Genomic DNA, 14,075 nt, shown 5'->3' on the forward strand with positions numbered 1-14,075 from the left:
CAAAACTAATATCCGGGATTTTGCCCTAGAACTGCTCCTCCATTTCTATCTATAGCAGACTGAGGTATTGGAAAGAGATTATTAAATTCTTGAATAGAGTTTCGTGCAGGTTCATGCCCAAAACGTTTAGTACGATCATATATTAATCCTAATCTACCCAAAGTAAGCATTCTATATTCTTCACCATACAATTCACGGATTCTTTCATCTAGTATATAATCAATATCTACATCACCTGCATCAACTAAAGGAGCTTGTGCTCTTGTACGAATAGCATTAATATCGTCTGCTGCCATATCGCTTTGTCCTTTACCTAAATAAGCCTCTGCCCTTAACAAATAAGTTTCGGATAAACGCATCACATAAAAGTCGCGCACATAGCCATTATCTGGTCTTCCATCTAAGTGTTTATCTGTTCCAAACTTTTGCCAGTTAGGAAAAATATGGAGCATTGAGTCTTCGGCAACTGTTAAGAAAGATTTAGGTATTAAATCTCCTTTACTATATGGAGCTACATCGTCGGCAAAGTAAAATTTACGTTTAATCGCTGCCTCTGTATTTCTTAAATCGTTTCCGGCACCTCGCCAAATTGTATAATTTGCATGATTACCTCCTCTTACAAATGCTACCCCTCGACCTGTTGAATCTTGTGCTGGTCCCGTATAACCTGCTTTTTGGAACCCCCAGTGAAAATTTTGGAACATACGCTCTGTTGTAGGACGTCCAAATCTTATTGTACCACCAGGAACATTATACTCCATTTGTGCAACCCAGATACCTTCTTTATTGCCACTTTCTTCTCTATTTTGGTTTCCCATTCTAAAGAGATCCCAATACACATTTTTATTTGGTTCATCTGCTCGAGCTCCAAAACGTCCATCCATAAGTTGGTAATCTCCATCGGTACCATCAATAACTCGTGTGGCAGCAGCTATGGCTTCGTCATAGTTTTTTAATGATATGTTCACTTCTGCCAACAGGTGATCGGCTGCTGCTCTTACTACTTTACCAGGAAACTCGGCTTCCAAAGGCAAATATGTACGGGCAAAATCCAAATCAGCTTTTATAAACTGCCATGTTTCTTCTCGAGTGGCCCTAACAAAATCTACCTTAGGTTCTGTTACTGGACCATCAATAATTGGCACCCCTCCATACAAATTTGCTAAATTTCTATATGCAAAAGCCCTAAGAAAGCGACCTTCTGCTATAATGGCATCACGTTCTGCATCACTATTCCAAATTACATCTTCTTTTTGAGCAGCATCAATAGCTGTATTGGCATCCCTAATAATTATATATTGCCAATTAAACCATCTACTGGAATATCCTTCAAAAGGATTAAGCTTAGCCCAATCGTTATATACCCTGTCATCTCCCCTGGGCCAAAAAAACACATCTGTACCCAATCCTTTTATCCAAGCATCACTATCTCCATCTCCAGAGTTATAAAACTCCCGTACCTGTCTATAAACATTCCCTAATAATGTTTCAAATTGTGCTTTATTTCTAAACGCATTTTCTGTATTAAGCCCATCACGGCGCTCTTCTTTCAAAAAGTCTTCATCGGAACACGATAGTGTTAATATAAATCCGATAAGCACTATCCAGATTTTGTTATATGTTAAGTTTTTCATTTATCAAATTTTATAATTTAATATTATTTTTTATTCTTTATCAAGAAAAACAATCGTTAATCTTCTTTATTAAATTCTTTTAAAAGCTTAGATTAATTCCTGCTGTAAAGGTTTTAAGAACAGGACTGGAACCTCCAACTTGTCCTGCATTTTCAGGATCCAAACCGACCCAATCCGTCTTTGTAAATAAATTTTTTCCTGTAGCGAAAATTTTAAGGTCTTTAACGCCTAAATAATCCTTTAACTTAGAATTAAATTTATAGGACAATGTTATATTCTGTAATCTTGCAAATGCCCTATCTTGCCAAAAACCATAACCAAATGGGTTTCCATAATTGGGTCTTGGCACCACATTACTTTGACGATCTGGTCTCCAGTATTCGCGCCCAGCTATCCATCTGCCAACCGTTGGTACGATAGGAAGAAATGCTGTTCTATTGCCTGCTAGATAATAATTATCCTTGCCTCCACCTGCTATGATATTAATATCAAAATATAGTTGAAAGTTTTTATAGGTAAGGGTGTTTGATATATTGGCCCTATAGTTTGGTACGCTATAGCCAATTACAGACCTATCGGCACCATTTATTTGTCCATCTGGTTGACCTGTTAAGTTTCCATCATCATCAAAACCATCTATGTCCCTAATTTTTAAGTCTCCAGGAGACACGCCAAACGTATTGATATAATCTGTGTCTTCGGTTTGTACGATGCCATCAACGGTATAATCGTAAATTGCCCCTAACGATTTACCTATAAACCATCTGTTACCAATATCGTCATCTTCAACACCATCTCCATCGGCATCTAATCCTGTTAGACTAACCAATTTGTTTCTGTTTAATGAGAATACGATACCTGTTTCCCATTTAAAATCACTATTCTGAATGTTAATCGTATTTAAAGATACTTCAACTCCTTTGTTATCTACCTGGCCAATATTTGTTATTACGCTGCCAAAGCCTGTAAAAATAGGAAGCTGAAGGTTTTGTAGCTGATCTGTTGTTTCACTTTTATAAATATCTATATCTCCAGACAATCTATTATTGAACAACGAAAAGTTTACACCAAAATTGAAGGATTTGGTGGTCTCCCATGTTAACGATTTATTGGCCAAACTTGAAGGGAATGAAGTGTTGAACGTTTGTGCACCAAAAACAGTTGATCCACTCCCTACATTTGCTAAAGTTGAATAGGGTGAAATAGCTTGGTTTCCATTCTCTCCATAGGACATCCTAAACTTTAAAAAGTCAATTGCTGCTATGTTATCCTTTATAAAAGATTCTTCACTTGCAGTCCAAGCAATGGAAGCCCCGGAAAAGTTTCCAAACTTAAATCCAGGAGCAAAGGCAGAATATCCATCCCTTCTATAACTACCTGTTATGTGATAACGCCCTTTATAGGAATAATTTAACCTTGCCAAATAGCCTACGTTTGAGAAATCGGTGTAGTTAGATACTCCACTTTTTTTCTCTGGATTTGCTAATTCAAGTCCGTAAAAACCTAAAACCGTACTTCCTGCACTCTCAAAATCTGAGCCACTAAACTGAACCGTTTCTTGTCTTGTGTAGTCTCTTGTATAACCCAAAACCGCATCAACCCTATGGTCTCCAAATGTTTTCTTATAAGTCAATAAATTGTTCATTACCCATCCTTGAGAGGTATTGGTTCGAAGAAAACCTCCAGCATTACCTAAAAATCTCGAAGGATCATTCAATTGATCAGAAACATCAGGGTCAACAAATTTGAACTCATGTGCAAATCGGGCCAAACGCGATACATTTCTTCGCCCTGTGTAGTCGAAACGGAAGGTCAAACCTTCAATCTTTGGAATATCCACCTCCACATATCCAGTACCTCTAATACCCCATTGCTTATCCATATCATCATCATACATACCGGAACCTCCTGAATTGGGATTACCCCAAAATGGATTGTAAAGAAAATTATTTGTAGGAAAACGATCCAAGACTTCTCCTTCGCGGCCATCTAGCCATTTATTACTATAAGGCGTATAATAGGTCGCTATATATATGTCTGGTGAAATACCTGTAAAATCCATAGAGTTATAGTAAATATTTGCCCCCACTTTAAGCCAATCGTCAATTTTTGTTTCTAACTTAGCTGTAACACTGGGTTTCTTAAAACTATCGTTAGCCAATACCCCTTTTTGATCTAAAAAACTACCAGACAGGTAATAATTAGTTTTATCGTTACTCCCTGATACACTTAACTGATAATTTTGAATTGGCGCATACTGGGAAATCTCATCAAACCATTCTAACTGTTGGCCATTTTGATAAGCTTGATATTCTTTAGGGTCCAAAATATTTTGAATACTTAAATCTTCTTGTCCTGTAAGACTTAAATTGTATTCCCTCCAGTCCAAAAACTCTTCTCCCAACATCATATCAGGTATGCGGCTCCATTCTTGTACCCCAACATAGTGATTTAAATTAATTGTAGGTTTACCTGTCTTACCCCTTTTAGTAGTGATAAGGATTACTCCATTTGCTGCCCGTGATCCATAAATAGCTGCCGAACTGGCATCTTTTAAAACATCTATTGAAGCAATATCGTCACTAGGAACTTCATTTAAACCTCCATCAAAAATAACACCATCCAATACAATTAAAGGTCCGTTACCTCCGCTAATGGAATTTTGTCCCCGTATAAGTAAGCCTGGAGTTCCTCCTGCACTAGCTATCGCACCAATACTTACACCAGGAACTGTACCTTGTAGCGTTTGCAACACATTTGTAGTTGGTTGTAATGCTATTGGCGAGTCTTCAATCTTGATACTGGCAATAGAACCCGTTATGTCTTTTCGAGTAGCAGTTCCATATCCTATAACCACGACTTCATCCAATTTAGCCGTATCCTCTTGCATAATTGTGTCTACCGTTGTTTGGTCATCTACTACCTGTTCTATAGTTTTCATGCCAACATAAGAAAATACTAAAATGCTTCCTTGGTTAACCGTAATTGTATAGTTTCCGTCAAAATCTGTAAGAGTACCATTAGAGGTACCTTTTTCCAAAATGTTTACCCCAGCAAGAGGTAAACCCGATTCATCAGCTACTGTACCAGATACATCTACGGACATGGTTTGTGCAAAGGTCCAGTAACATGACAAAATCAAGAATAAAAAAGTAAAGGTTTTTTTCATAATTCCATAAATTTGATTATTAATTGTTTTTTAGTTGTTCAAGACAATGTTAAGGTTTTCTTAGCCCTAACATTAAAACAAATTCTGGATTATCTAGCACAGTTTAATAGCACTATAACAAATTCTGGATTTAATAGCATATTTTCAGATTTCATCTGATAATAGCTTATAATAATGTAATTTAGACCAAAAAAACATTGTATGTCACGCTATCCCATCCGTGTTTTATTAATATTGGTTTTTACAATTAACGTAACGTTAACAAATGCCCAATTCATAAATTATGGTATTAAGGAGGGCTTATCATTTAAAAGCGTTGACCACTTAATAACGGATGATGAAGATCTTATTTATGCCGGTACAAATGAAAGCTTAGATGTTTTATATGGAAATAGTTTTAAACCCATAAAACCTTTTGAATCTAAAGACGTTAGGAATCACATTACTTCTTTACTCTTTTTAAAAAAAGGATACATACTAATTGGTATTGCTCAAAAAGGCCTGTTCTTATATAATAAATATAACGAAACCTTAAACAGATTAAACTTAAGCTATGATATTCTCGAACCTTTTACTGCAACTGCCCTTACTTTAGACAATAAAGGCGTTGTTTGGGTCGGATGTAGTAATGGAAGCGTTTTCACTATAAAAATGGACCAAATAAACCTCAATCAAGATAACAATTCAAAAATAAAAGTAACAGAGGTAGCCAAAATGTCTTCCCAAATAAATGATATTTATTCATTTGATAACGAAATCCTGATAACTTCAAACGCTCCCGAATTAATACATATCAAAAACAGAAATGAAAAAATTATTTTACTTCCCTATATATATTTAGAAAGTGCCACCAAAATATATAGGGTAAATTATGTTGATAACACCTTATTAATTGGAACTGACAATGGGCTTTTTAAAATAGATCGATTTTTAGAATACCAATCAAACAACAGCCATATTAAACCTTGGATATTGCCCCAAATCATTATTCGTTCCCTTACTGTTCACAATGGCATTATATGGGCAGGCACAGAAGGCAACGGCCTTTTTAAACTTAGCCCAAATGGAAATGTCCTCAGTAACTATACGTATTCTGAAAATAAGCGTAGTAGCATCAACTCAAATTATATTTTGGAAACGTTTGTAGATAAGTCCAACCACTTATGGATAGGCACATGGCTAGGTGGATTGAACATGCTGGATCTTAATGAATCTAAATTCAGGTTTGTGTACGATAAAAAAAACGAAAACAACCTGTTTTCAAATGTATTATGGTCTCTGGAGAAAACCCCTAATAATGAAATTTATATAGGAACGCATGGTAACGGTTTGGCAACATATAATAACATAGAGGAAAAATTTGAATCAATTCTGAAAACGGCATCCATAAATTCAATAAGCACGCTTTATTTTGATTCAATTTCGAATTTGTTATTTATTGGAACCTGGGGAAATGGTATTTGGGTTTACAATACCAAAACCCACAAATTTATAACTGATAGATATGATTTCGAATTACTAAAGAGTGATAGGATATATGCCATTTCTAAAGGCCCGTTAGGCAAGCTTTGGATAGGGAGCTACAACAATGGCTTAATGGTACTTTCACAAAAAGAAAAAAAACCGAAACCAATACCCCTATCAAACAGTTCTTTAGATAAAATTGATGTTAGATGTCTATATCCAGACACTGCAAACAATAGGTTATATGTGGGCTCACTAAAAAAAGGGATTTTCGAGATTACGTTTGATGGGAATGGAGAAATAATTAATAGAAAACACTTTGAGCATTTTACCGACAATAATGACAAAATAAGCCCCGAAAGTATTTATATGGCAGAAGACTCAACCCTGTGGCTACTTTGTCGTAATGGACTTGGCATGATAACCAATGACGGAAAAGCGCATAGGTTGCCACAACTGCAAGAAAAAGTGGCAACAGCCTTATGTAAGGACAAACAAGGGAATTTTTGGGTAAGTACCTACGAAGGTTTATTTAAAATAAACAGGGAAAGTTTAGTGGTTGAACCAATTATTAAGGGGTATAGTTTTTATGACCTCCTTTTTCTTGAGAAAGAAAATTTGGTTTTAGCGGCATCAGATGATGGACTATTAATAGCTGATCCACAAATTAACCAAACACAAAAACCTACTCCAAATATTTTCTTTAACAATTTAAAAGTATTGGATCAAGATATACTACCAAATAAACTTGCATGGAAAACAACCATTTTAAACAAACGCCTCAATTACTCAGACACAATAATATTACCCTATTTTGCGCAAACATTCTCCTTCAATATTAGTAATATTTCCTATGATAAAAACCAACAAAGTAAAATTCGATATAGGATTAAGGACTTTGATGCGTTTTGGAACGAAACCAATAATAAATCGGCCAGCGTTTCCTATTCAAACCTTCCATCGGGCAACTACATATTTCAAGCCCAAACTACAATCGAAAACAAAGCATGGAATTCGAAAATTAGGGAACTTGTTATCGTAAAACAAGAACCTTGGTGGTTTAACTTTTGGACAAAACTAATTTATTCCATTTTATTTTTAGGTAGTGGTTATATTATCTTCAAATTTATTAGGGAACGCATTAGAATTAAACAGGAACTTAAAATCGAAAAGATCAAGCACGAACAGGAAAACAATCTATACAATCAAAAAATTTCGTTTTTCACAAATGTTTCCCACGATATTAGAACACCCTTAACCTTAATTATTGGGCCTATTGAAGAAGTTGTGTCCAATCCAAAACTTGACCATGAGGTATACACAAAGCTACAACGTGTTTTAAAAAATTCAAAAATGCTTTTAAATCTGGTAAACCAAATTCTGGATTTTAGAAAAGTAGAAACCAAAAACCTAAACATCAACAAAAAACAAATAAATCTTAATCTTTTTTTACAGAACACCTTCTATCAATTTAATGAACTGGCCCAAAATAAGTCCATTGATTTTGAACTGAACTTACAGGAAGACAAATTGACCTTGGTGGCCGATCCCGTAAAATTGGAATCCATTCTCTTCAACTTAATTTCCAACGCCATCAAGTTCACTCCCAAATACGGACACATTCTTATAGAATCCTTTAAAGAAAAAGAAAAAATCATTATTGGCATTCAAGATTCCGGTATAGGCATCCATCCAGATGAGATCAACCATATTTTCACTAGATTTTACACCTCCAAACTCAATAATTTTTCATCGGGATCCGGAATAGGAATGGCTTTGGTAAAAAGCTATATTGAGGCGCACAATGGCGGTATCCAGGTAACCAGCAACCTCGACTCTGGTACTAAATTCACAGTGTCCTTTCCCGTTTTGGATACTTCATCCTATAAAGAACACGTCAATCCTCCCATAATAGATTTACAAACAACTTCACCCACATTAATAAACAGCACATCAACACTAGATAAAAAGAACTCTATCCTCATAATAGACGACAATCCTGAAATATTAAATTATCTCAAAGACATTTTAAAGAAGAACTACAATGTGTTAACAGCAAATAATGGGGCATCAGGCTTGGATGTAGCAATCAAGAAAATCCCAGACCTTATTATAAGTGATGTGATGATGGACAATATGGATGGCTTTGAACTATGTGGTCAATTAAAAAATCATATTACAACCTCCCATATCCCCATCATTCTTTTAACGGCAAAAAACTCACCAGAATCAAGAATTGAAGGGTTTGAAAAAGGGGCAGATGCCTATATCGAAAAACCCTTTAACAGTAACCTACTATTAATTCGTATTGAAAAGATTATACTATCAAGGGAAAAACTCAAAAAGAAATTTTTGATTTCAGATAGTTTCTCAGGAGATGCTATGCCATCATCTATAGACAAAGAAATTTTAGACAATATTGTGGCACAAATTGAAAAGCATATCTCAGAGTCCGATTTCTCGGTACAAAGTCTAATCGATATTGTTAACATGAGCCAAGACCAACTCTATAGAAAAATTAAGGCACTCTCTGGACTTTCCATTAACCATTTTATAAGAAAAGTGAGGTTAAACAAAGCCGCAAAGCTTATTGCAGAGGGCAGGTACTCCATAAGTGAGGTTGTTTACAAAGTTGGATTTAACAATCCCTCATATTTCACCAAATGCTTTAAGGCTGAATTTGGCATGTCTCCAAGTGATTACATCAACGAAAAGAAAAACATTAACCAAAATTAATTAAGAGTTTATGAAGCGGTTTTTAAAACTATATGTATTAGCAATACTGATTATTTCACTATCTTCCTTTAAAACGGAAGAAGTGCACTATTTTGTTTCCACATCTGGAAACGATTTATACAGTGGCACAAAATCAGCCCCATTTGCCACGTTGGAACGCGCGTTAAAACAAATAAAAGATGACAGGCAAAAAGGTAACTCTTCCATAGCCAAAGTTTATTTAAGGGCTGGTATCTACTATTTTCAAAATACAGTAAAAATCAATGAAACCCTTTCCAATATCCACATTCAGCCCTATCAGTCCGAACAGGTCATATTTTCGGGCGGTATAGCAATTCCGTCAAAATTCATTACAAAAAGTAATAAAAGTACTTTTAAAAATCACTACAGTGTCAATTTAAAACATGTAGGTATTAAAAACTACGGTGCTTTACGCAATGTTGGGTTTGCCCGTCCTTACGGTTCTGCTTGGGGAGAACCCTTTGTTAACAAGAAGCCCCTACACCTTTCCCGTTGGCCGAACCAAGGTATGGTTCCTATGGGCGAGGTATTGGATAAAGGCTCGGTACCAAGGAACGACGACTATTCAAATCGGGGTGGTGTAATTAAGTATAATGACGCTCGAATCGATAAATGGGCTAACGAAGCAGATGCATGGATGTCTGGTTATTTCATGTGGGGGTATGCCGATGATATGGTAAAAATAGCATCTGTAGATACAAAAACACAGACCCTTAAAACAGCATCTGCCACTTTGTATGGCTATGGCGACAGTAAACCGTGGCGACAATGGTATGGTGTTAACATACTGGCGGAACTAGATACTCCCAGAGAGTATTATGTTAACCGTAAAGAAGGGATACTCCAGTTTATTTTAGAAGAAGATGACATTGAATCGCTTGAGTTTTCAATACTCGAAGATCCCTTTTTTATCATTCAGAACACAACCCATATAGTCATAGAAGGCATTCAATTTGAATGCTCAAGAGGATTGGGCATTGCTATGGACAACACCAACAATGCAACCATTAAGGATTGTGCTTTTAGAAACCTTGGCAGCATAGGCATTATGGTTGGCAAGGGCGTAGAACCGTTTGACAAGTACAGACATGAGGGTACGGGAAAAGTAATATCTGGTATTGTTGGCAGTCTGCAACAGCACATTTATGCCAATCCAACCCAGTATCGTGAAGGCGGTAAAAACAATAAGATCATCGGATGTGAGTTTTACGACCTAGGCGCTGGAGGTGTTATACTTGGCGGCGGCAACCTAAAAACACTGGAAAAAGGTAATAATAGTATTGAAAATTGCGTATTCCACGATGTAAACCGCATAGAAAAATCGTATCGTCCAGCTGTCTACTTAACTGGTGTGGGAAATATGGTAAGGCATTGTGAAATATATAATGCCCCAAGTATGGCCATTTACCTTATGTTTGGCAACGACAATATAATTGAGTACAATTATATTCATGATGTTTGCCTTGAAGTTGAGGATCAAGGCGCCATTTATTACGGACGCAACCCTGCCGAACGTGGTAATATAATTCGATACAATTATTTTGAAAACATACCGGACCATTATAACACCTGTGCCGTTTATCACGATGACGGAGCCTGTGGCATGACCGTATTTGGCAATGTTTTTTATAAAGCAGGCAAATGGAATGCACTTTTAGGTGGCGGATCCGATAATGTCTATAGAAATAATATGTTTATTGGCAATAAGATTGGCATACATGTGGACAATCGTCTGCAAAACTGGTCCAAAGCTCTATTGGACAAAGACGGGTTATTTGAACAACGATTAAAGGCTGTTAACTTTAAAGCCCCTCCCTATAGTGTTAGATATCCCGAAATCGTCACATACTTTGAAAACCCTGCTCTCCCTAAACGCAACGTGGTAGAAAATAATGTTTTTGTTGATATTGAACAACTATTGGATGGAAAAAAAGAATGGCTAGACTATAAAGAAACTAACTGGCAGACAGACCACGACATTTCTTTTGCAGATTGGGACATTCAAAATTTCAATCTGAGTTCAAATTCAGAAGTCTACAAAAAACTACCCGGTTTTAAAGAAATACCATTCCATAGAATAGGGCTTTATGAAACCAAAAACATAAAAAGCATAAGAAAGCGAAATGGGTTAAGGGTTAGTATAAATGAAAGCAATAGGCACGAGTGGGAAAAAATGCAAGAAAGGCAATTGGCTTACCAAGTAAAAGACCCCGTAATCAACACCATTGTAAAGGCCATTTCGGAAGACAGCAAAGCCACTGTTTTTCCCAATCCCAATACAGGAGCCCAATGGTTTGGTGAAGGCCATTTTGGGTTGTTTATGCACTGGGGGCCGCATAGCACACAAGGCTCACAACCATCTTGGGCCATGATAAAAAATTATCCGTATGGCTATGAAGAAAAATATGCCAATCCTGAAGAGTACTTTGCCCTGGCCGAAAACTTCCATCCAACCGATTGGGATCCAGACAAGATTTGCAAAGCCGCAAAACAAGCCGGTATGAGCTATGTGGTACTAACGGCAAAACATCATGATGGTTTTGCGTTGTGGCCCTCTAAATATGGAAATTACAACATTAGCACCCATGTACCCGATACCGATTTATTAAAACCTTATGTGGAGGCTTGTCGTAAATACGGCTTAAAAGTGGGCTTTTATTTTTCACAACGAGACTGGTATTTTCCAAACTATCCATTAACAGACCAGAATTTTAATTTTAGAACTCGAAATAAATTTCCTTTAGTGGATCCTGAAATTGACTCGATGAAATATAACAATTGGTGGGCATATACTATTGGACAGTTAAAAGAATTATTGACGAATTATGGCTCCATAGACGTGTTATGGTTTGATGGTTTTTATTGGCCGGGAAAAGAAAAGGAAGCTTATACAGAGGGTCTATTTAATTGGATAAGAACCCAACAACCTGGTATTGTAGTAAATGACCGATGGTATAAAATGCGTAGTCCCGATGCAAAAGAAGAAGGGACAGGTAAAGGCGATTTTGCCACAGTTGAATGGAAAGAGCCTGAGGAAGGCATAAATAAATGGTGGGAATTTACTACCTCTTGGTGCGGTTCTTGGGGCTACTCCCCATTACGTTTCGGTGCAAAAGAAGCTCTTGACAAATTGGTTTTGGCCAGAAGTTTAGGAGGTAATTTCCTTATTAACATAGGTCCCTCCGGTGATGGTGTTCCCCCCGAAGGGTTTTACAAAAATATGGCACAATTGGCCAAATGGATTGTCCCAAATAGAGAGGGCTTATTTGGAAAAGTATTGCTCCCTGCCCCTAAAGAGTGGGCTAATGTTCCCATTACTAAAGATAGCCACGCCCTATATTTACATGTATTACCAAATATGTTGAGTGATGAAATTTTATTGTTTTACAACGAGAGAATAAAGCAAGCAACAAACTTATCCTCAGGCAATAAAATTGACATAAAAAAAGAAAAAAATGGTTATAGCTTTTCTCGAGAAAAGAACAAACTTGATTTTGGCACTTATCAAGTAATTAAAATTGAACTAAAGAAAGGAATTATATAAATTAGCTCCATCGTATAGTATATTTAAAAGGCAAATCTGTAACTGGACTTCCAATAAAAAAGTGGACAATTAATTGCGAGATTTAAGCTGCTACATTTTGGTTATACATTTCTAATTCAAATTTGTTAATAGTTTTATACCCTAAAGTAGAGTGTATTCTTCTTTTATTATACCAAGTTTCAATCCTTTGGAATATAGATAACTCAGCTTCTGACCTAAATTTTAACAAAACACCGCATAGAAAACCTGTAAGAATCTTATTTTTTTCTGAAATACCATTTACTATAGAGCCAAAAGCCTAAAATTATTAACAATATAAACCCAATGATTAAGATAGAATCAGGAAAATCTAAAGGACTGGAATTAGATGGTCTATGTGGAACACGTTGAATTACATAAAACATAAAGAATAAATAAAGAATGTTAGAGCTATTAAAGTAAGTACTATTCCAAGAGTTTTATCGAATAATGTAAAAGGTTCGTTTTTGCGTGAAGGTTTTTTACAAGATTCCCAGTTAAGAAAAGTACCTAAAGTAGCATAACAGCAAACAACCAATAAAATAATTGAAAACATTAACGCATTACTCATATTAAATAAGTCAATAGAAGTTTAAAAAAGTTACAAAATATAATAATGTTCCTAAATAATTTAGGTTACACAAATTTATAACTATCTCGAAACCAACAAACATTTCCCTTTAATTTTGATGAAGCCTAATACATATGTATATCCGAATCAAAGAAAAGGAAATGCCTTGAAAAAGGTTCTATCAAAATGGGATAGTCTACATTTTTTAGGGAAGGCTACAATTCTTACAAAAGAAATCGGGATGTCGTCTGATTTAATAAAAAATAGAATTGAAAACCCAATTATTAATAATATGAACTAAAATAAAAACAACACTCTATGTCCATCCTTAACTACTTTAACACTACTAAAAATGAAAAAAAAAAAATCGAAGAACACTTAGTTCCCCCCATGAAAAGTTTTTTTTATTAATACCAACCTCCTACTCCCTTTCATCTCCCTCAGCTCAAGTTGCAACCTTTCATTAACTCCCAACACAAATTTAGGCAACACATATACAAACCGCTTCGATTGCCCGTCCTTAACTTTAGATGGCCAATCTTGTTTATAGAGAACTTCCATCCAAAGTTTTTGAAATGATGCTTTACGTCCTGAGTTACCGTTAACTTTAAAAACATCCAGATAGTCAATTTCAAAATCAATACCCGAGTTGTTTTGGATAATTAAGACCAGGTATAATTCTGAACGATTGTAAACCATTTTCTCCAATCGTAGTTTTATTCCTTTCTTTCGTTTAGTAACCAGGTTACCTTTATCAGATCTCAAAAGATAGGCACAGAACTTTTGATAATGCGCCCTATTGTAAGCTCCCCTTAAAACCGAACTGTTTAAAAGTGTAAAAAAATATTAACTTTAAACAGTAATTATGAGAAAAAGTAAATTCAGTCCGCAGCAAATAGCCAAGATTTTAAAAGAGTT

General features: G+C 35.8%; 4 protein-coding genes and 2 pseudogenes. 2 read left to right on the top strand and 4 right to left on the bottom strand.

All coding sequences use genetic code 11. The annotated features are described in order from the left end of the window. Positions 1-5: 5 nt before the first annotated feature. The gene (locus JF259_RS11095; protein WP_199115398.1) at positions 6-1,634 is read right to left on the bottom strand and encodes a RagB/SusD family nutrient uptake outer membrane protein; all 1,629 of its coding nucleotides are present in this window, start codon (positions 1,632-1,634) and stop codon (positions 6-8) included. Positions 1,635-1,713: 79 nt separating this feature from the next. Further along, complete coding sequence (locus tag JF259_RS11100) at positions 1,714-4,803, bottom strand: SusC/RagA family TonB-linked outer membrane protein (RefSeq protein ID WP_199115399.1); 3,090 nt, start codon at positions 4,801-4,803, stop codon at positions 1,714-1,716. A gap of 201 nt (positions 4,804-5,004) precedes the next feature. Here JF259_RS11100 and JF259_RS11105 point away from each other — a divergent pair, with 201 nt between their 5' ends. Beyond that, positions 5,005-9,003 carry a hybrid sensor histidine kinase/response regulator transcription factor gene (locus tag JF259_RS11105; protein ID WP_199115400.1) on the top strand — a complete coding sequence of 1,333 codons (3,999 nt, stop codon included), beginning with the start codon at positions 5,005-5,007 and terminating at the stop codon, positions 9,001-9,003. A 10-nt stretch (positions 9,004-9,013) separates the two neighbouring features. Further along, the gene (locus tag JF259_RS11110) at positions 9,014-12,568 is read left to right on the top strand and encodes an alpha-L-fucosidase (RefSeq protein WP_199115401.1); all 3,555 of its coding nucleotides are present in this window, start codon (positions 9,014-9,016) and stop codon (positions 12,566-12,568) included. Between the two features lie 82 nt (positions 12,569-12,650). Here JF259_RS11110 and JF259_RS17620 read toward each other — a convergent pair. Both JF259_RS17620 and JF259_RS11115 read right to left on the bottom strand, forming a co-directional pair. After that, positions 12,651-12,791: pseudogene (locus JF259_RS17620) on the bottom strand (IS3-like element ISLbl1 family transposase); the annotation flags it as partial. Positions 12,792-13,535: 744 nt separating this feature from the next. Further along, positions 13,536-13,931: pseudogene (locus tag JF259_RS11115) on the bottom strand (DUF4138 domain-containing protein); the annotation flags it as partial. Positions 13,932-14,075 lie beyond the last annotated feature (144 nt).

It is taken from the genome of Snuella sedimenti (assembly GCF_016428595.1).
Classification (GTDB): Bacteria; Bacteroidota; Bacteroidia; order Flavobacteriales; family Flavobacteriaceae; genus Snuella; species Snuella sedimenti.

Bases quoted from the DNA above. Each gene is read 5' to 3' on its own strand.
- JF259_RS11105 (WP_199115400.1), top strand. From the start codon at position 5,005: ATGTCACGCTATCCCATCCGTGTTTTATTAATATTGGTTTTTACAATT.
- JF259_RS11100 (WP_199115399.1), bottom strand. From the start codon at position 4,803: ATGAAAAAAACCTTTACTTTTTTATTCTTGATTTTGTCATGTTACTGG.
- JF259_RS11095 (WP_199115398.1), bottom strand. From the start codon at position 1,634: ATGAAAAACTTAACATATAACAAAATCTGGATAGTGCTTATCGGATTT.
- JF259_RS11110 (WP_199115401.1), top strand. From the start codon at position 9,014: ATGAAGCGGTTTTTAAAACTATATGTATTAGCAATACTGATTATTTCA.